The sequence below is a fragment of the Paenibacillus sp. A3 genome (assembly GCF_001399685.1).
GTDB lineage: Bacteria > Bacillota > Bacilli > Paenibacillales > NBRC-103111 > Paenibacillus_G.
On sequence record NZ_JTHN01000029.1, the window covers coordinates 56,789 to 75,276 of the forward strand.

Sequence of the window (18,488 nt, forward strand, 5' to 3'; positions counted from 1 at the left end):
AGCTTTTATTTTTTAAGTAATTCAGCCGGCGCCTTAGCGTCGCCTATTGCTCCTTTCATTACAAATACAAACATTACTGCAACCAAAGAAAGAGTAACCCCTGATACGCGAGCTAAGGCCTTACTCAGGCTTATTTTTTTCATGGATAATTCACCCCCTTTCACGCGGCAGCAATAATAAGGCCTGTGTAAAAAATGATAATGTTAAAACTGGCGATTGGAAGAAAAAGTTACTTAGGATTATTAATATTGATACTGCTTTGAAAATAGGACGAATCTCATCTGTATATCTCGTATTCCTGAGACTTGTCGGCGCTTTTAGGGTGACCACTACTAGTGAAATACCATTAATCGTCATCGATATAACTCTTTCATCCAGCAACATGGTAATATGAGGGATTAGGGTAAGCAAAATTGCGGAAATAATAGCGCAGACATCCAGAGATCTAAAATGAAAACCACCGCTGAACATTCTCAATATCACAAACGCACTTAAACCTATCAAAGTTTCAATGCTCTTTCCGCTGATGAGCCCAATTATCGATGATAGAAGTAGCACGGAGCCAAGATTAAGCGTGACCAAAGCCGCGTATTCCAAGATTGCTCTGCTGACTGGAAACTCCGGGTCGGTTGCTTTTATCCAGTTAACCCACTTCTTAGCCATGGACTCAATCATATCCGTAGTCCCTTCTATATGATAAAACAAGTAAAATTACTAACGCTCCCCACACTGAACCCAGAACTACAAATTGCCCGTGAACATAATTAAATACCCAGTACATAGTGCTGCATACGACAAGAACGCCAACTACATTTGAAATATATGCGAACCTATTCCCCTTAATCTTAAAGAATGTAAAACGATCATGGGGCGGCTGCGATACATACGAAAATCCTATATTTAGCTTCCAAATTAAATACGAAACGGAATAACAAGCAATCTCACTTGAAACTTGAATTATGTATGTTCCGGCGCCTGTTAACTCTTGAGCATCATCTAAGTTAACAATCCCCATTGCCAAAAGTAAGGGGTACACTATGAACTGTATTCCAACAAAAGCAAGGTATCCGATCGCAGCTAGGTTGATTGCATTTGGAAGATTAACGCGAAACATCCACATTAATAGAGAAATATAAGCGAGAAATTGAAGCGTCATATCCCAGTTAGGAATATAAAAAATTATTCGATTTACATACGATAAAAAAGAGATTAGCCCTCCAGAGATTAAAATTTCAATCCAATAATGCCTAATCGGCCATCTAAAAGTTTTAAAAATGAGAATGAAAACGGCAATGCTATCTAGCATACCGAAAAAAAAGTATAAAAAAGTGCTCACAGCGAACCCCCTTTTAGTGAATATATTTCCATTATATTTAACTATAGTAAACATTTCCAGTCTCAATTAGTCTCAATTATAAACTCTACAAAAAACACAAATGTCTCCACTGTGATTTTTTAACTCGAAATGGTATCATATACCATAAGAAGACACAAAAAAATACTCCATATTATGGGAGGCGAAAATTAGATGGAATATAAAGTAAAAGATCAAGATAAAGTATCAGTTAAAAATACTCTGCGAAACGATAATAAAACTGCTCTCACTATTCAAGGCCTTGGAGCATTCATAATTATTGCTGGAGTTTTATATGGGATTTTCAATAATAATATTTGGGTATTTGCTTTTCCTAGCGTTGTTAGCGGTATTGTGCTTGTCGGATTTTCAGAGATTATACGGTTGCTTCATGAAATCAACGAACGGCAGAAAAAGCAGTCCAACTAGTGCCTGGAACTCATACTTCAAATGGTCTAAGAGGAAGATAAACAAGCGAAAAAAACCACCGTCGTTAGGTTGAGGGACCTGATCGGTGGTATTTCGCCTAGGTAATAACTTGTACGCGCCGCGGGATTTTTCCACAGTTGCGTTTATCCAAAGCCCCTTTTAATGTTGCAGCACTAGCGGCTCTAACTAATAATAACACGTATCTATATATGCTACAAAATAAATTCTACAAAAGCCGGAGTCCGTAACATCCCCGCTTTTGTCCAGTTCCTCGTCTTCACACGGGCTCGGATTCTCGGCTCCAAGTATACAAAATCCCCGTTCTCTCCCGCGACCAGTTGCTTACTGACTCCATAGAAAGCACGAGCTGCTGCAGGAGTCACACCAAGTTCAACGATCCCCGCAGGTCGGAGTCGTCCTTCTTCATGAACGTGAACGAGCCAACCCAACTCTGATTTTCTGTAGCCGGCAATAAAAACGTCATGATATTCCCACCGAATGATCTTCAACCAATCAGGGGATCGCCGGCCGACATAGCTGCTCCCTTTCGCTTTCCCGACTATCCCTTCCCATTTTCGCGCCGAGATAGCTTCAAATAAATCCCTTCCCCTGCCATCGACAAAGGAAATAAGGGTAAAGTACTCGTTCGTTCGCAAAACTTCAGCAAGAATTCGTTTCCGCTCCATGAGAGTGAGACCTCGCAGATCTCGCCCATTCAGCCGGAGTATATCGAAGACAACAAAATTCACAGGCCTTCTTTCCGCAGCTCTGCGAATCCGATCCCCCTTCTTCAATTGGAATCGCTCCATAACGCGCTCAAAATCAAAAATGCCGATCGCCGGATCTACACTCGCTACCTCTCCGTCTAAGATTAGCTCCTCGGCATCTGTCGGAACGTTCCAGAGCTCTGGGTACTGCCGTGTGCAGTCATTCCGATGCCGTGTAAAAAGTCGTACCTGACCTCCTGAAAGATGGAGGAGTAACCGGTGGCCGTCTATTTTGGGTTCGAAAACATGTTCAGCGGAATCGAAGGCTTCTGCCCTCATCTCAAGCAGCATCGGCTCTAAAAACATAACCATCACCTAAGTAAATTGTAACGATTCCAAATACGAGCGGAAATAGTAGATTGCTGGAATCAAATGATGTATAATATTTCCTATGCAATAGAATGGCTTATATGGGCGGTCGGCTAGCCTCTCGGAAGGGAGGTGATGCTGTGGAGGTTAAAGACGCTTTGACGCTCATGATCAGTTTCGGCATGCTGCTTATTGCGCTGTTGGCGCTGGTCGTGACCATAGTCAGTGCGATTAACCAAAACAAAAAGAAATAGACCGCCCTCGGCAAAGGTAGCGGTCGTTTCAGCGCCAAAACTTTTTTCGAAGCTAACCGCCCTTAAAAGCGGCTATTGCTGGGAGCCGTACTGGCAATACGGCTTCCTATCATTGTACCCTAATACAATGAATAAAGTACTTTACTTTATTTTACCAATCCACATGTGTTTTATCAACCAAAATGTAAATAAATTTATTTACGAATACGTACATATATTGAAAGATTAAGCATTCATATTCACAGACTTTCCACTTTCATGATATCCAAAAACGGCACCTTCTTCTCTTCCCCGTGCCGGCTAACATGGACAAGCTTTGTCCGAGAATCCATCTTCGTGATCAGGCCCCGCACCTGCTCCTCCATCCCCCAAACGGTCAGCTGAACCTCTGCGCTCTCGTCTTTCGCTTCTATCAATTGGTTCCCTAATTCCTCCAGCTCGAATTCATCACGTGTTGGGCGTTTTGGTACTTTCGATTTTATCATCCCGTTGCTCTCCTCTATACCTTTTTGTTTAGATCCGCTGATATATTTTGGATGTGCTGTCCTATTTTCATACTGATCGATGCCCGAGCAACATCCCGCATGATTGAAAATCGATCCTCATATCCGCGGCAAATATAGCGGAAATGAAGGTCGGTATCCTCACGATCATCCTTAAAAATTTTTATTTTACGGTTCCTTAGCTCACGATTGACGGCCGCAAGTTCCGAATGAACACGGTTCATGAGTGCCAGCGTAGCAGCTACATATAGTTTCCGGAGTGGGTTCACGGAAAGAGTAATTTCCTTCCCGTTTTTTTCAATCATAGTTAGCAAGACCGGCAACAGGACAGCGTCGCGAATCATTTCAAGTTCTTCCCGGGTTGGGACTTGTGCATTCTTGGTTTCGAGGCTGCCAGGATGACTCCATTCCTCAAGTACCTCTCGGTGCTCCGGGAGCATCATCCTGCTGGACTCCCAGCGGCCATTCCCAGTTAGCTTCTTACTCATTTGTAGTGGCCCCCTATCTTGGCACTGCGCTCGCGAGCCTGCCCCGAAGCCATCAGTGACGACGCCCGGAGGATCGAAGAACTTCCGTATCGATTCTTTATCGAGTCGGTTGTCTGCTCCAACCGACGGACTTTTTCCCTGTCCTCGAAAAGGGAAAGTTGGTAAGTGCTATCACTTGCCAATCCTGTCAGCGCTACACCCAACCTGCGCACAGGTTGACCGTCCCAGTGTCGGTGAAAGAGCGATCGAACAGCCGCGTATACTTCCTTCGTAATATTAGTTGAGTCAGGCAGCGTCGTCTGACGGCTGAATCCTGTTGGACGATCATAATCGGCGCCGCTGGCGCCAACAGACACGACTCTCCCCATATAGCCCTTAGCCCGGCTACGTCGACAAACCTCTTCACTGAGCTCAAGAAGCACGACCTCTATATCCTCTTTTCGTGAATAGTCTACTGGCAGGGTCATCCCGTGCCCGATAGCCTTTTGGCCGCCACTGAACGTACCCGGGGAAACAGGCGAGGGATCGATGCCGTTCGCTGTTTGCCAAAACAACTCTGCCTGAATATCGCTTTGCTTTCCCATCCTGGCACGCAGCATTTGTTTGAACTTGGCCAGAGGAATTTTGGCAAGATCGCCGATCGTATGGATGCCCATTCTCAAAAAATGATTTGTCATCTTGCCTGCCACGCCGTACATTTTGCTGATCGGCAGCGGCCATAGGTGCCGAGAGACTTCTGCCTGAGGAAGTATGAAAATGCCTTCTTCAGTCTTCTTCGCAAAGTTGTCACAGGCGGTCTTTGCGAGGATCTTTGTATCCCCTATGCCGACCCGTGACCAAACACCTGTAGCAAGCATGATCTTCGCTTGTATCTGTTTTGCAATTTCCTCCGGTGAGCCAAAATACTGCATGCTGCCGGTCACGTCCAGGAATTGCTCGTCGATACTAAATGGCTCGACCAAGTCTGTGAATGATTCATAAATTCGGGTAATGGCCAGCGAGACATCGATGTACGTCCTCATCCGCGGCCGGATCACCACGAGCTCCGGACACTTTCCAAGAGCCTCCCCAAGCGTCTCTGCAGTCTTTACGCCGCGTGCTTTCGCAATTGGGCAGGCCGTCAATATGATGCCTGATCTGCGTGCTGGGTCACCGGCTACAACTACGGGTTGATCCGCATATTCAGGATGAGCTGCCTTCTCGACGCTCGCATAGAAGGATTGACAATCCGCGAGCATGATGACTTTCTTCATCTTCCCCACTTGGCTATTCCCCAAGTTGTTCGCCTCCGATGAGAACATTTGTTTGTATTATATGCGAACAATATGAAAACATACAATAGAAATATCTTCCTTTTAAATATTTTTTCATCGTGGGTAATAAAAAATGGACGCCACGGTTACACGCCAGCGTCCTCTTTCACGTATTCATTTAATTTACTGGCGGGGACTCTTTTTTCTCGTATTCCAATAAGTCTCCTACTTCCACCTCGAGGAATTCGCACAGCTTGTCCAATAAATCCCTTGGATACCGTTCCATCGTATCATTATACATTCTGCGAACGACTTCAAAATGACAATCCGCTCCCGTGGCAATCTGCCGGATCGACAACCCCCGAGAATCTGCTATCTCTCTTAGCTTTGACCGGATCATAGGACACCCCCTCCTACCTCGAAAATATCACGACAAAGAAAGTTTGTCAAAACCAGTTGACAAACAAAGTTAGTCATTTTATCATAAGGATATGACAAACAAAGTTAGTCAATTGGAGGTGGTTATTATCAAACCATTTCACCAACGCATGGCTGAACTTTGGACGCTCCAACGCTCGCGGCTTCTAACCGATGACGAATTGCAGGAAATGGCCCATTGCCTAACGGCAAACGAAAACTACTGCTGGAAGATGGCAAAGCTGGAAAACTGGTCACTCATGGCATCTATGATCTGCGATACGGAATGGCAGCATGAGATATGCGGGAGAATCGATGAATTAATGGCCGACGGGCCTTAAACGCGGGGAGTCGACCATGGCCGAAGAGTTGCAGACGCTTAGAAACGATCTTCTGGAGCTTCACAAGTTCTGGGGTACGGAGGCCTTAGAACGGCCCGATGAGGCCGGGCAGGAATTTGCCAAGGGCGTAAGCTACGGATTTAAGATCGCGGCGGCGATCATTGAAACTAAGGAACCAAAATAGCGCGGGGGCTTCGGCCCCCGGATAAATACGGGAGGTATGCAGGATGAGGGCATACGTGATCCGTTACAACGATCCGCAGTATGGAACATGTTCAGCAGAAGTAATTGCCGGTACCGAAGCCGATGCACGGGCAGACTTTAAAAGGCGCTTTCCGCAGGCTGACATTTTAGCATCGTTTGAAAAACCAGTGAAAAACATCGTCGGCGGACGGTAAACGCGGGAGGAATGGGCATGAAATGGAAACAGTATGTAATCTATATCGCGGGCGGCGAACGGATCGGTACAATACGCGAAACATGCATAACCAACGCCACTAAGCAATTCGTCGGTACACTCGACCGGCCCGCAAAGTATGAACTGTACGACAGGCACAACGCAACCGTTCGATACAACAATAATATTGGTCTCATGAATGACTTTTTGGTCATGGAAGCGTAAATGGCCCGCCTGACGAGGCCCGCGCGGAACGGGCCGAAACCTACCGGCACAAGCTGCATAGAAAATCCCCGCCAGCCTTACGAAGCCGGTGGGGATTTCGGTTTGATAGGCCGTATTATTTCATTTCAATGTGCGTAAGTAACCTGAGCCTCTACATTCGTCCCAAGCTCTATGATAACATTGCATAGTAAGCTTATACGAGTCTGATTTCGGCGCAATCAGCTCTCCTCCGCCCTCGTGCCCCCTATAGACCTTGAAAGAAGCAAGTTGTTCTTCTTGACCCTTATCATTGAGATATGAAAGTATAATTTCCGTGTATGAATGATCAAAGTCTTCTTCCGCTCTAGTATCCTTATAATGGTATGAAATTACTTTCCCTTCGGGAACCTTGAGGTCAACAGTGTGCGCGTACTGAGCAAGATCGGGCACCAGATCCGCCGCTTGACAATGATAGATCGCATCGCTGCAATCCCAATACGTCTGATAGGGCCATGCCAAAGCTTCCCTTGTGCCTAAGCCCGTGAAACAAACAGCGCTCAGAAGTATTGCGACTAGCTTTTTTAACGCTTGCCCTCTCATTTCAAACACTCTCCCCCATATTAGATTTGATTTCGACCTAATTTATACAGATCTAAATATATGGCTGGAAATGAATGGCTAGAACTTAATATTTAAAGTATGCATAAGCTGCCGAAATATGTAGCGTCTACGTATAAGTGCCGGTCGGTTTCACTATAAACTCCAACAGGTTCTTATGGATTCGTCTCTCGATTCAATAATTGGCGAATTGTGGTAGATAGTGTATGATTGTGCTGGAGGTGTACAAATGAATATATTAGAGTTTATCGAAAGGGAAGGCTGGTACAAAGTCGATTATGAAATTATCCCTGAACAAGGAGAAATGGAAGAGTACTTAAATGTTGATCCTAATGAAATGATATCTAGGGCGGTTGATTTATCTGGAGCAGAATTATGGAATTATAATGGATTGAAGGCTTATTTCCATACCCGAACTCGGGTAATGTCAGTCGGAAACGGAGACGGGGAAAATAGCAACATCGCAGTTATTATCAGGATTAAGAAATCGAACGAATAAATTAGCACCTTTCAGGTGCTTTTTTAATACCCTAATTTGAATACTTCGGGACATCCGGCTGATCATTACTATCAAAGCGAGCAGTCCGAGATACTTTGTCATAGCTTGTCTCTTTTACATTTTTACCCATAGTATCACGAACTCGTACAACTCCATAAATTCGACTTTAATTGAAATAATTTGACGGATTAAATACCCTCGTATCGCCAAAATGGGACTTTTGTTGTAAAGTATCTAATATACCAGAATATACTATTTTTGAAAGTGGGTTATTTTAATGAAAGAAATCATTTATCTCGACACTTCATTTCTAAATTCCTTCATTGCACAAACGAATAATGGATTGCCTACAAATCACGTCAGGGAGTTACTGGAACAAGAAACTAATACCTCTATAGATGCAACTCAAAGAGAGAGTTCTCACGAAGCATCCGGGAAGGCGAGTACAGGTAGTATAAGCATTCCAGCTGTATTTTCAACTCCATCAGGAGAATTAAATTATAAATATAATATAAAGAGTAAAATTGATAGTTCAGTCTCTTTGAGCCAACTTGACGCAGGTAAAGAAATAATCTCCAAACAACTACATGATAATGCTTTACTCGACTTTGAAAGTTACCTCGAAGAAAACCATAGATATTGCACGAATCTCAACTTCGAAGCAAAACAATTGGGTGAATTTATTAAAATCACCCATCCCTTTGACATATTTGATATTAATTATATAAGAAATTTGTATAAAGTTGATCTTTTGACAGAACTCATGACACTCAATCAGATTCCGCCGGCACACGTGAAGGATAAGAGCAAATGGAAACCTCGTCTTGAACCAGGAGTAGAAATGGGCATGAAGGGATTTGACTTGCTATTTCGCTACTTGTCAAACATTATTCCTTCTAGCCTTTGCATAAAGCAGGGGAAATTTTTTTCTCCGTTAAAAGAGGAATATATTCGCGGGAATAACTCGGATATCATTTTTAAATACGGCACGCAATCTTCATTAAATATTACCGTTATAGGAAAGACAACACGAATTTTCGACCAGTTTGATATAGACATGTTCTCAGAAAATGGCGATTTATCTAAGGCTTCCATCGCGATAAATGTATTTTTTCAAGAGGTTCTAGATCAAATTCGCCTAATTAAAAAAGGAGACATTATCGTCTCCCCCATTGCTATTTATTTCGAATAAGTCTCCATTTTTTTGATCGTTCTTGCATCTCTTCTTTTGAGCGTTTAATTTTATTGGAGGTACTCTCAAATTCGGTTTCAAATTCCCGTTGCTTTTTCATTGTTTCATCTAAGCCTTTGGAAATAAAATCACGAATTCCCTTCCGATTGAACATACAATCAGCCTCCTAGTTAAATTATATTCTAAAATTCAAGAAAATGCCATTCTGCTGTTATACAATTCATCTTACTTAATCCACTCCTTATCTACGGGAGTGGATTATTAGTGTTGTCTTTAAGTTTATTTTAAACCCCTAGCACCTTGATTTAGTTACAAATAAATTGCAAAGTTTTTGCAGAAAAATTATACCCACATTTTTACATTTTGTTATATAAAAATACCCCGCCAGCCTAAGCCAGCGGGATAAGGAAATTTTTCCTGAGCAAGATTTATACGCCGGTCATCCCTTCTTCCGTAACCGGAACGCGACGGCAGCCAGGCGCCAGAACAAATTCGGCCCCTGAGGTGTATCGACTACACCCTTCAGTGCCTCTGCACCAAACTCTGTCGAGAACCACTCAGGTACATTTTGGTCAGCCATTTGGGATTTCAACGTATTAATTTCCTTGATATGTGCATCGGCCGTATTGAGTAACGTCTGGCACTCTCCCTTCAAGGCCGCCACTTGCGACTCCAATTCTGCAACCCTCTCCTTTAACATTTCGTCATCCCCCTCGTTTTCAAGTGATTCTAAATATTCCCCTGGGTTTACGTGCAGCCCGTAACCGTAACTTGGTGCGTCCTTCGCACGAATTTCATAATGCAGGTGCGATCCGGTACTCCGGCCGGTCGTCCCTTGATTTCCGACGATATCGCCTTTGGAAAGCTTCTGCCCCTTCCGGACCATGACCGAATCTAGGTGGCAATAACAATGTACATAGCCCCTATCATCCCGTAGCGCGACCACGTTTCCGTAGCCGCCGAATCCTGTCCCGGGTCCTCCATCTCCAGCAAAAAGAACAACCCCACCTACAAAGGCGGGGATAGGATATCGGTGATATTTTACAAGGTCGATGCCTGTGTGAAACGATCGGCTGCCGTTGAACGGATCAGACCGGTATCCGTACGGGCTTGTGATTTTCCATCCATCAAAAACTCCCATACTGTCGCTCGCCCCCTATACTTCCGCCTGGCCGGATGCCCGGCGCAATGCATTCGCAAGCGTCCGTTGCCAATCTCGAAGCTTTACTGCAGCTTCCGCTCCCTCGGTATCTCCTGCGGCAAGTGCCGCCTGATACGAAGCATCATGAGCTAAATATGCCGGCTTGAGATAGCCCTCAATGATATTGTTTGCGATGTCTTCTTTCAACACTGGTTCGTCCGCCTCCTTGTTTTGACTTATCCATCTCTGATAGAGCGCCTGTCGATCTGCCGACCCATTGTAGCCACCGTTGACGCGCCGAGTAATTTGCGTAACGTTCGCCCCGCTGTCTACCAGTTGGTTCATCCCTGCGTTGGCCCACCAAAATCCCGCTGAAGACCAAGGGTATTTGGCGGCGACGTAATCGACACCCTGCATTACTGCGGCGTCGCCAATGTGGTTAGCGAAACGCTGGTAATTGCAACGCCCAGTCAACTGGATATATCCAGCGCCTTTGTATCGGGGACCGTCACCCGGATTGACGTTGCCAAGATCAATCCGGCCCTCATATGCTGCTCCGCTGGCAAGTTCTTTTGTATACAGCCCCAACCCCGATTCATGCCCGCATTGACTCATAAAATGGGCTATCCTATCCGGTGTGGTGATGTCATACCGAGTTAATGCATCGTTCAAATCATCCATCACGGCAATGGTCGTGCTTCTCCATCCGAAATTCGCAAGTTGTTCTGCCGTTACCCATTGCTTACTCATTGGCCGCCTGCTCCTCTCGCTTCTGATGATGCCGCACTCTTTCCATAGCCCCCTCGAAGGATTCCCCGTCCTGCGGAATCGGATTACATCCGGGCAGCGCAAGCTTTTGCATCATGAATTCGCCGATCGGCAGATTGTGGATGCCGGTTCCGCCGTCTACTTCATCGCTCGTACCGGTATGATGATCTTGGCATAGGACCATCATGTTTCGAATATCATCGATCGATGTGATCGGCTGGGTTTTCAATAGGCGCCCATAACCGTAGATGTCCCATTCCTCGCACCATTCTTTCAATTTCTCGAAGTCTACGAGATTCGCGAACATATGATATATCCGGTGGTGCACCTGCATCTCCTCGGTAGAACCGCAAATATAGCAACGATAATGCCCATCTTCTTTAAGTCGCTGTTTGGCGGCGCGGAATTCAGGGGTCTCCTCTCGGTCGGCTTTATCCGGATCTACAACGAAAACGCGTAGTGTACGCTTTTCAATGTGCACTGGTATCATTTCGTTTCCCCTTTCTCACAGGCGGGCTAATAGATTTTTGCTGCATTTGAGCTGCTGCAGCTGCGACGAGAAACGAATTTGCGAAGGTCAGAGCATATACCCGCCAATCCGTCACACTAGAGCCGGTAGCAAATTGTGCAGCCAACAGCACGAAGAAGGCCACCATGACAGCGAAAACATCCGTCGGGACCTTCAGGTACTCATCTAGCAAACTCTTACTGTATTGGACAATGAAAAAAGTCAACAAAGAAGCCCCTCCCATAGCGGAAAGGGCCTCCCATGTGAAAAATTGGCTTTCTTGCATTTCCTATGCGCCTCCCTTGAGCTTCCAGAGAAATCCTATAGCCGTAAAGAACAGTCCGACAGCGCTAAGGGTGATACCAATAAGCCACCGCTGGCCGGATCGAATTTCTTTCTGGTCCTCATCGATTTTCTTGTCCGTCGCATCCAGGCGCCTCACGACTTCATCCAACCTATGATGCGCCGACTTGGCACGCTGATCCGCTTCCTTTGCAATGTCATCGGACTTGTCCAGCTTTTCAACGAGCCTATTCACGTTGGCCGTAAGCTCATTCGTCGCTTTTGTGCTCGCTTCGTGGAGCGCTTCAAGCCTGCCAAGCCTTCCAGATATCTCATTGAGTGCCCGAACCTCTGTATCACTCATTTTCTGCTCCTTCCCGCCCAGATCGGGCAATGTAAATAGCCCCGAATAGTTCGGGGCTACATTTTGAACTTCGATAAATCAATCTGCGCGGCCATCCGTGCATGTCCCACAGCTCCGGGATGGATGCCATCACTTCCCAAGACCGCTGGGTCCCATTCCGCGGGTTTATCGGGGTTACGAAGGACCTTTGCGGTATCAAACACACCAGCGATTAGATCTGGTCTCGGGTTCGAAAGCAGCCATTCGTTGGCTTTCATGACATCTCCGTTCATCGCGAAGGCTGGATTCACGGGACTCATGTCCGTTTTTGAGACCGTTCTCGGAGGAATCGTACAAACGTAATTTTTCAGCCCGTAGTCGCTGAGAAGTTGCAAAAGCGCGATTAGGTCCGTTTGAAACTGTGCCAAGTTTTTGTTGAGGAAATCATTGGTACCGTAGTGAATCACCGAATGAGTGCAGTATTTTGCAAGCCGCATGCGGAACCTGCAAGCCGTACCAGAGAAGCCATAGACACTTTCGTTCCCCTTTGCAATTCTGATCCAAGGAATCTCTTTTCCTAGTGCAAGAGCGAGAAACCCGCGGTCTTGCGGATTGTCCTGCGCACCGCCGGCAATAGAATCGCCGACGAAGAGTACCGCGGGCGTCGGCTCCTTCGGCCTACCAATGATTGCGACCGGATGGTGTACAAATTGGCCGTGAGTGTCTGTTGTACCGGAGTCCACTATATCTGCATTTTTCAGCCCTTCCCCGCGAGAGGAATAAGCTACTTGACCGCGTGGGAATTTCCCGCCTTCCGGAACAGACACGCCCGTATAAACGTAGAAGCCGTCTCCCTTTTTGCCACGGATACCGGTACCGATTGACTCAACAAGCCCGCCTGGCTCAATCACCATCTCTCTCGAACCGTTCGGACCAAATACTTCGGTCCGTGTTGTGCTGCCCATAGGATACTCAATAGCGGCCTTGTCAGTGATCTTATTAGGCGTTAACTGGTCAAAATCGAAATAGTTCCCGTAAACAACAGCCACATCAGTGCAATCGCAAGCGAACTCATGATACGTTTTGCTCGTTTGTATAGTCACGGCTGGATCATCTGGTTTGGTAGGATACAACCCAGCTCCGAGATGACTGCCACGGGTCGCCACTGCTTGAAGTTTTTGTTGCTGCTGCTGTTGATGCCCCGCAATCCGGAGAATATATGATCTGAGCTCTTTGTCTGACATGTTTATCCATCCCTTCAAATTAAAATAGCCCCTAACGGGGCGGGCGATCATTTTGACGGAGCAACAAAGTTCACTTTAACCGGCTGGGAGTCCATCAAATGCGGATCTTCTGAAGTAATAATTGATATGGTTTTGATGCCTTCCACAGCACTGCTTAGTTTCATCTTGTACGTCCCTTTTTCTTTTTTTAGGACAGTACGCACTCCATCAACAGAAACGACGAGGTCTTTCGTGTATTCGGCAGGCGTACCGTCCCAATTTTTGAAGCTGGCCGTTACGGTTGCCGTATCTGTGCCATCCGCTGAAATTTCTGTTTTGTCTGCCGAAAGAGTGATCCGTATACCGATGAATTGCCCAGTTTTTTCATCGTAGAATGTGTTCATGTAGTTGGAATCATATACCGGCAATGGGACCATAATCGATGGGTTCATGCTTACCCCATACACCTTTCCTTGCTCATTGACGTGCGCATAATATCTTTGCATAATATCCACCGCTCCTTTTATCGGTTTAGTAATATTCGACAATCTCATACTGATACGTGCCAAACATGGCTGCACGAATCTGCAATGTTGTCGAGTCTATCAGCCGAGCATAGCCGTTCGGATAACTGCTTGATGTAGTTCCTCCTGTATTGGGGAAATTAACGAACGATTTGTTTATGTTCACTGGGTCTATTCTGACATTCACAATACTTTCCGTGGCGACATTTGCTTCGCCGCGCTGTACGTATTTCACTCCTCCCACTGGTTGCCACCAACTCCCATTCCAAAATTCAAGCACTCCATTGTTCAGCCGCGTCGCGGCCAAAGCAGTTCCGCGCAAAAAAATTTCACCGTCAGCGGATAAATGACCCGATGTATGCACACTTTTCCCGTTGTACGCCCGAATCCAAGTCGTGTCTGTCATATACCAGCCGCCGCCATAATCTTCGGAATACCAACCTGTCTGTCCTCTTGAGCGGAGCCAGTTGGCCGCATAAATTGTTGCCACATCTGTTCCGCCGTCTGCCCTTCTTTGTACTATGGAATTTCCGTATGCTTGGTCGGTAGGCGTCATGCCACGCAAAACATCTGCATCGAGTCCGCTGCCCCAGCCGTCATTTCCAGCATGCCAAATAGTGTTTCCATTCGCCTTTAACCCAGTCCCAGATGGAGTGATGAAATTGATCGTGTCCGTCGGGTCATTTTGAACCTCAATAGTAAGTTCCATGTCCTCACCAGATTTTTGTCGAAGCGTAATGCTCGCGCTGTCACCACTTCCGCCGAATGGATTGTCTGGGAATGCAACTCCCCCTCCCGGTCCGGCAGGTACGACAAGCCTCCCTGTCATCGGTTCGCTTCCGTTTTTAGGGAGGCATGCGTTCGCTCTTTGCTGGGCGCTTTGCGCCGTGGAATCTGCAGTTTTTGTTCTTCCTGAAAGCTCATCCATTCCGTCCTTTACGTTTTTCGAGGCAAAATTGGGTGACGTCAGCGTAATACTCTCCGCGGAGATGGCCGGAATGTGAGTGAGCGGAACCTTCTTATTCCTGTCTAACGGTGCGACACCATCGGCGGCACCTTTTTCCGTAGAAGGAATATATGCGTCGGCTGGGATGATTGCTGTCACATTGGACGCGCTACCTACTGCTGCATTGATTTGATATTGCTTAGACAGTGGCCCGGATGTAATTGGCGGAACTGTATCCCCTTGTCCTCCGGCATTCGCATATGCAAATAGGATCTCACCTGCATTAGGATCTTGAGCGAAAAGACCCAATTCACATGTATAGGTTGGCGCCGAGATACTTTTGTTCTCGAAGATCCCCTTCACATAAGCGACGTTGTCCTTACTCGTGATGGAATTGATAGGGAAAAACGATATCGGTGTAATCAATGCCGTCAGTTTTGTCGGGTCCTGTCCATCTGCCAATCGGCCAGATCCAATTTGCATACGAGTGAAATTCAGTTGAATCCCTGTCTGAGCCTTTGCATATAAAGCTAAACCTTGTTGGGTGATTATCATTGTTCCGTATACCGCCAAGGATATTGCCTCCTTTCTTTATGCAGGAATTTCCGTCGAAACGGTTATAAAATCCATTCCAGTAACCAGTCCACCGATACACGAAGAAGAAGAAACATTCGTAACTTCGATAATGGTCAGCCCGACGCCTGCGGGCTTCGGAATGATATACCCGCCCGCCACTAACTCAATAGCAATTGGATCGAGGTTGCCTTCAACCAATGCGGACATCGTCATGTTTTGATTGTCCACAATGATCAGACTCGCATTTGAAAAAAGACTGTACCAGATTTCGTATATTTGAGGGAGGGTCCCGTCCCATTGATTTTGTGCAATTTTAGCTTTGAGCGCGAGCCGATAATTGTCATCATCGAGGACGGGAGACGTACCGCCTGATGGTTGGAAATTTAGCACCCTGCTTCTTCCTATGATCGTCCCCAAGATATCAAGCTGCTTGCCTATCGCTTTATCAAGGTTAAAGTATTTAGGGATATCATTAGCGAGAGCCAAGCCATCATAAACAATCCAAAGCGCCGAACTAAGCCAGGCTGTGAACTTCGGTTGTACCTTGTGTTGAGAGGTGATGAGGTTCAAATACAATTCAACCTCACCGTCTGTATTCTTTGGGTACAAATCTCCCAAGAATGACTTGATTTCGACCTCGGCAGTTTTCCCTACCGGATAATAGGAACTGGTTTTATCGTTGATTTGGTATACTGAAAAGCCCATAAACCAACTCATTCTCTGTCACCTACCCGGTAAGGTGAAAATTTTTCCTTATATGCCGAGAATAAATTAGCTTGAGCTGCTTCAGATACAACCTCGCTCGGGCGCTCATTCCACGGCTGAAAAGCAGCATATTCATAACTGCTGGCTCCCAGTTCGCCAAAAAAAATAGGCTTGCCCCATGTATCGTAGAATGCCTTTATTTCAGAAAAAACATCTTGCTGACGATCGTATACTTTCGTTGAGCTTAGATCCGCCACCAAATCGGAGACCGAAGGTCGCGCTCGCTCATTAAGCTCAAAGTACGCTGAAATTGAAATGAAATCCAAATTCGGCGAACCAAAGAGTGGGTTGTTCAGTTTTTTTTGATATGCTTCAGTTGTACTCCCAGGGCCGGTATCCCACACAGCGGTTACCCACCAATTGGTGCGATATGTGATCATCCCGATATACAACCCGCGTAAATGTGAGAACACTGAAATCCAATCATCGGAGTATTGTTCCAAAAGAACTAGATTAGAAGACGTGTTCATGGCATAAACCCGGTATGGAATCGCAACATCTCCGGCCAGTTCAGCTAAAATCCGTTTCCAATTCGTGAAAAATTGAATAGTATCTGATGGTTGAATACCCGTTTCACTTCCAGCTCCGCCATTTACAAGCGGGTACGGTTCCAGAATTGTTTTTAAACCAACGTTGCTCATTTCACGAATTAGTTCAATTGCTGTCTTTTTGGAGTCTGCATTGACCTTCGGACTGCTGTCGTTTTCGTCGATAAATTCAATCAAGACGGGAACATTTATGGCATTGAGGCCCAACCTTCTTGCATTTCGTAATATGTCAGGAATTTGATTAGTTTTCGGCAAGAATAAGTTTCCTGCCTTGATCACATCCATCTGCAGCCCTCCATTTTACGTGACATTAACGGTGATATATTCGACTCTTCCCCTAGTGACCTCGTTATAGAGGATCGTAATATCCGAGGCCCCTTGTGTCTGTCCATGTTTCCCTGCCGTTAAGCTAGTTATAGAGAACGACGGCTTGTTCGGGATCTCATTCGCTAAAAGAGCAGCTCCCCAAAGGCTTGAAACGGACAGGTTGTCACCGATGAGCAGGCTATTGATATACGATACTATAGAACTCTTCATGTCGTCCGTAGTCTGAGTCGTGTATCCCGGCAATTTTTTCACATTCACGGTGACATCAATATCAACATAAGTCGGGCGGTAAAAACGCTCTGTAACAGGCATCCCAAACGCATCTGAAATTATTACTTCTGTAGACCCATTAGTATAGCATCCAATGGTTTTTTTAATGTAGATCGCCTTTGCAATCTCTGAATCCTCCCCACCCTCTACTACTATGGTTATAGAGTGAGCGGGCAGCCCGTTAGTATCCGTAACGCTTGTATCGTTCTCGTAAACAACAAATCTTGTCACGCCAGGAACTGCAGCAATCGCGCCTTTCACGCCTTCCAACATAGATTTGCTCGGTTGTGCTGTGCTGATTGCTTGCCTAGCTCGTAGCTGAGCATCGGATTCGGCGTAAGTACCAATCTTCGCCGCTTCAGCATTTGTAACCGAACTCCAGCCATAGGTCGGCGTAACAATCTTCCGTATCTCTCCCGGGCGAGCCGCAATCGGTCCCGGGGTCTGGCACGTAGCCAGTGCTGTCCCTCGCCCAGTCGCATCGAGGAGGATCGGGCTTGTCAAACTCCAGTTATGCCCGTTTGTATCTCCTACAACTCCATTTGTGATCATCGCGCTTGGAGTCCCTGTCAACGTGACGTAGCAGGTCGAGTATACAGCCGGCTGACGCTTGATCCCGTTCAGTTTGACAATCACATCAAGTGCGCTTCCTATTGCCGTGCCCGGCCCCCTGCTGTTGTAAGCTGCTTGGCTCGCTAAAAACGAATCATAAATGATGTTCGCTACAGCCGAGATCCATTGATAGTCTTGGCTGTCCTCCCCAAGATAGATATCCTGACCAAAAATTCGTTTAGCGTCGGCGACCAACTGATCGCGGATGTCTGTGTATGCTGGAATATGAAGGCCCGCGGCGTCAATATACGGTGCAAAATATGGCATCTAGAAAATCACCTCCGTGACAGCATCGCCGTATTGCGTTTCGACCGTGCAGTTCAACGAATACTTTCGATTTTCATAGTTACTTTGGAAGTTCCTGATCCGGATCACGCCGGGCGTATTCAGGATCACACCCTGAATGAGCAAATCAGCAGCTTGGACATGCTGCGGCGTACCCGCCTGTCCAATTATGCTTTGAAACAACGGCAACCCTTTTTCAGTATCCTCCCACCATTCCCCTTTGAATAGCAAAAGGTTTGTCTTGATAGCCTGACTCACGGCAAGCGTCCCCTCGTAGAAATCATTGCCGTTCCCACCAAACGAATAATCACCATTTTTCAGTTTTCGGTACTTCATGGCATCCTC

The 18,488-nt window shown here is 46.1% G+C and carries 29 protein-coding genes; 7 read left to right on the top strand and 22 right to left on the bottom strand.

Features of this window, described 5'->3' with window-relative positions:
• Positions 1-5 precede the first annotated feature (5 nt).
• Genes QJ48_RS36590 through QJ48_RS03960 form a run of 3 tightly spaced genes read right to left on the bottom strand, consistent with a single transcriptional unit; the run spans position 6 to position 1,336 of the window.
• Positions 6-143, bottom strand: a complete 138-nt coding sequence (locus QJ48_RS36590) for a hypothetical protein (protein WP_157261496.1) — start codon at positions 141-143, stop codon at positions 6-8.
• A gap of 7 nt (positions 144-150) precedes the next feature.
• Positions 151-675: an accessory gene regulator B family protein gene (locus QJ48_RS03955; RefSeq protein WP_054972349.1), complete on the bottom strand. Its 525-nt coding sequence runs from the start codon at positions 673-675 to the stop codon at positions 151-153.
• Positions 668-1,336 carry a hypothetical protein gene (locus QJ48_RS03960; protein WP_054972350.1) on the bottom strand — a complete coding sequence of 223 codons (669 nt, stop codon included), beginning with the start codon at positions 1,334-1,336 and terminating at the stop codon, positions 668-670. Before QJ48_RS03960 ends, QJ48_RS03955 begins: the two co-directional genes overlap by 8 nt.
• 192 nt (positions 1,337-1,528) lie before the next feature.
• On the opposite strand from QJ48_RS03960, the gene QJ48_RS03965 reads away from it, so the two are divergent.
• Positions 1,529-1,783 (top strand): hypothetical protein, encoded by a 255-nt coding sequence (locus tag QJ48_RS03965; RefSeq protein ID WP_054972351.1) that lies wholly within the window; start codon positions 1,529-1,531, stop codon positions 1,781-1,783.
• 212 nt (positions 1,784-1,995) lie between these two features.
• Here QJ48_RS03965 and QJ48_RS03970 read toward each other — a convergent pair whose 3' ends face one another.
• Entirely contained in the window at positions 1,996-2,856 is an 861-nt protein-coding gene (locus QJ48_RS03970; protein ID WP_054972352.1) for an ATP-dependent DNA ligase, read from the bottom strand.
• Between the two features lie 143 nt (positions 2,857-2,999).
• On the opposite strand from QJ48_RS03970, the gene QJ48_RS35535 reads away from it, so the two are divergent.
• Positions 3,000-3,113 (top strand): putative holin-like toxin, encoded by a 114-nt coding sequence (locus QJ48_RS35535; protein WP_237762799.1) that lies wholly within the window; start codon positions 3,000-3,002, stop codon positions 3,111-3,113.
• Positions 3,114-3,352: 239 nt separating this feature from the next.
• Here the strand turns inward: QJ48_RS35535 and QJ48_RS03975 are convergent, their stop codons facing one another.
• The 4 genes from QJ48_RS03975 to QJ48_RS03990 all read right to left on the bottom strand — a co-directional run bounded on the left by QJ48_RS03975 (position 3,353) and on the right by QJ48_RS03990 (position 5,757).
• The gene (locus QJ48_RS03975; protein ID WP_054972353.1) at positions 3,353-3,598 is read right to left on the bottom strand and encodes a YolD-like family protein; all 246 of its coding nucleotides are present in this window, start codon (positions 3,596-3,598) and stop codon (positions 3,353-3,355) included.
• A gap of 14 nt (positions 3,599-3,612) precedes the next feature.
• A complete protein-coding gene (locus QJ48_RS03980; RefSeq protein ID WP_054972354.1) occupies positions 3,613-4,104 on the bottom strand; it encodes a hypothetical protein in 492 nt (163 codons plus the stop codon).
• A complete protein-coding gene (locus QJ48_RS03985; RefSeq protein ID WP_054972432.1) occupies positions 4,101-5,357 on the bottom strand; it encodes a DNA polymerase IV in 1,257 nt (418 codons plus the stop codon). Before QJ48_RS03985 ends, QJ48_RS03980 begins: the two co-directional genes overlap by 4 nt.
• A 178-nt stretch (positions 5,358-5,535) precedes the next feature.
• The gene (locus QJ48_RS03990; protein ID WP_054972355.1) at positions 5,536-5,757 is read right to left on the bottom strand and encodes a helix-turn-helix transcriptional regulator; all 222 of its coding nucleotides are present in this window, start codon (positions 5,755-5,757) and stop codon (positions 5,536-5,538) included.
• 374 nt (positions 5,758-6,131) lie between these two features.
• On the opposite strand from QJ48_RS03990, the gene QJ48_RS37975 reads away from it, so the two are divergent.
• Genes QJ48_RS37975 through QJ48_RS04000 form a run of 3 tightly spaced genes read left to right on the top strand, consistent with a single transcriptional unit; the run spans position 6,132 to position 6,737 of the window.
• Positions 6,132-6,299 (top strand): hypothetical protein, encoded by a 168-nt coding sequence (locus tag QJ48_RS37975; protein ID WP_193394391.1) that lies wholly within the window; start codon positions 6,132-6,134, stop codon positions 6,297-6,299.
• Between the two features lie 43 nt (positions 6,300-6,342).
• Positions 6,343-6,513 carry a hypothetical protein gene (locus tag QJ48_RS36595; protein WP_157261497.1) on the top strand — a complete coding sequence of 57 codons (171 nt, stop codon included), beginning with the start codon at positions 6,343-6,345 and terminating at the stop codon, positions 6,511-6,513.
• A 17-nt stretch (positions 6,514-6,530) separates the two neighbouring features.
• On the top strand, positions 6,531-6,737 hold the full coding sequence (locus QJ48_RS04000; RefSeq protein WP_054972357.1) for a hypothetical protein: 207 nt from the start codon (positions 6,531-6,533) through the stop codon (positions 6,735-6,737).
• A gap of 120 nt (positions 6,738-6,857) precedes the next feature.
• Here the strand turns inward: QJ48_RS04000 and QJ48_RS04005 are convergent, their stop codons facing one another.
• Positions 6,858-7,316: a hypothetical protein gene (locus QJ48_RS04005; protein ID WP_054972358.1), complete on the bottom strand. Its 459-nt coding sequence runs from the start codon at positions 7,314-7,316 to the stop codon at positions 6,858-6,860.
• A gap of 247 nt (positions 7,317-7,563) precedes the next feature.
• Between QJ48_RS04005 and QJ48_RS04010 the strand changes: the two genes are divergently transcribed.
• Positions 7,564-7,833 (top strand): hypothetical protein, encoded by a 270-nt coding sequence (locus QJ48_RS04010; RefSeq protein WP_054972359.1) that lies wholly within the window; start codon positions 7,564-7,566, stop codon positions 7,831-7,833.
• A gap of 277 nt (positions 7,834-8,110) precedes the next feature.
• Positions 8,111-9,025, top strand: coding sequence for a hypothetical protein (locus QJ48_RS04015; RefSeq protein WP_054972360.1), 915 nt, complete (start codon positions 8,111-8,113; stop codon positions 9,023-9,025).
• On the opposite strand, the gene QJ48_RS36600 is transcribed toward QJ48_RS04015, so the two are convergent.
• From QJ48_RS36600 to QJ48_RS04075, 13 genes are all read right to left on the bottom strand, one after another.
• Positions 9,009-9,179, bottom strand: a complete 171-nt coding sequence (locus QJ48_RS36600; protein WP_157261498.1) for a hypothetical protein — start codon at positions 9,177-9,179, stop codon at positions 9,009-9,011. The genes QJ48_RS04015 and QJ48_RS36600 overlap by 17 nt on opposite strands.
• A 285-nt stretch (positions 9,180-9,464) precedes the next feature.
• Entirely contained in the window at positions 9,465-10,166 is a 702-nt protein-coding gene (locus QJ48_RS04020) for a peptidoglycan DD-metalloendopeptidase family protein (RefSeq protein ID WP_054972361.1), read from the bottom strand.
• Positions 10,167-10,181: 15 nt separating this feature from the next.
• Positions 10,182-10,916 (bottom strand): hypothetical protein, encoded by a 735-nt coding sequence (locus QJ48_RS04025; protein ID WP_054972362.1) that lies wholly within the window; start codon positions 10,914-10,916, stop codon positions 10,182-10,184.
• Positions 10,909-11,262 carry a hypothetical protein gene (locus tag QJ48_RS04030; RefSeq protein WP_237762800.1) on the bottom strand — a complete coding sequence of 118 codons (354 nt, stop codon included), beginning with the start codon at positions 11,260-11,262 and terminating at the stop codon, positions 10,909-10,911. The genes QJ48_RS04025 and QJ48_RS04030 overlap by 8 nt, the downstream gene beginning before the upstream one ends.
• Before the next feature lie 142 nt (positions 11,263-11,404).
• Positions 11,405-11,728 (bottom strand): hypothetical protein, encoded by a 324-nt coding sequence (locus QJ48_RS04035; RefSeq protein ID WP_054972364.1) that lies wholly within the window; start codon positions 11,726-11,728, stop codon positions 11,405-11,407.
• A 3-nt stretch (positions 11,729-11,731) separates the two neighbouring features.
• Positions 11,732-12,088, bottom strand: a complete 357-nt coding sequence (locus tag QJ48_RS04040) for a hypothetical protein (protein WP_054972365.1) — start codon at positions 12,086-12,088, stop codon at positions 11,732-11,734.
• Positions 12,089-12,144: 56 nt separating this feature from the next.
• Positions 12,145-13,311: an SGNH/GDSL hydrolase family protein gene (locus QJ48_RS04045; protein ID WP_054972366.1), complete on the bottom strand. Its 1,167-nt coding sequence runs from the start codon at positions 13,309-13,311 to the stop codon at positions 12,145-12,147.
• A gap of 47 nt (positions 13,312-13,358) precedes the next feature.
• Entirely contained in the window at positions 13,359-13,796 is a 438-nt protein-coding gene (locus QJ48_RS04050; protein ID WP_054972367.1) for an Ig-like domain-containing protein, read from the bottom strand.
• Positions 13,797-13,821: 25 nt separating this feature from the next.
• The gene (gene pilV, locus QJ48_RS38270; protein WP_054972368.1) at positions 13,822-15,333 is read right to left on the bottom strand and encodes a shufflon system plasmid conjugative transfer pilus tip adhesin PilV; all 1,512 of its coding nucleotides are present in this window, start codon (positions 15,331-15,333) and stop codon (positions 13,822-13,824) included.
• An 18-nt stretch (positions 15,334-15,351) separates the two neighbouring features.
• A complete protein-coding gene (locus tag QJ48_RS04060) occupies positions 15,352-16,053 on the bottom strand; it encodes a DUF2612 domain-containing protein (RefSeq protein WP_054972369.1) in 702 nt (233 codons plus the stop codon).
• A complete protein-coding gene (locus QJ48_RS04065) occupies positions 16,050-16,934 on the bottom strand; it encodes a glycoside hydrolase family 113 (RefSeq protein WP_054972370.1) in 885 nt (294 codons plus the stop codon). Before QJ48_RS04065 ends, QJ48_RS04060 begins: the two co-directional genes overlap by 4 nt.
• A gap of 15 nt (positions 16,935-16,949) precedes the next feature.
• The gene (locus tag QJ48_RS04070) at positions 16,950-18,125 is read right to left on the bottom strand and encodes a baseplate J/gp47 family protein (protein ID WP_054972371.1); all 1,176 of its coding nucleotides are present in this window, start codon (positions 18,123-18,125) and stop codon (positions 16,950-16,952) included.
• Positions 18,126-18,479, bottom strand: a complete 354-nt coding sequence (locus QJ48_RS04075; RefSeq protein WP_054972372.1) for a hypothetical protein — start codon at positions 18,477-18,479, stop codon at positions 18,126-18,128. It lies immediately after the preceding gene.
• Positions 18,480-18,488: the final 9 nt, after the last annotated feature.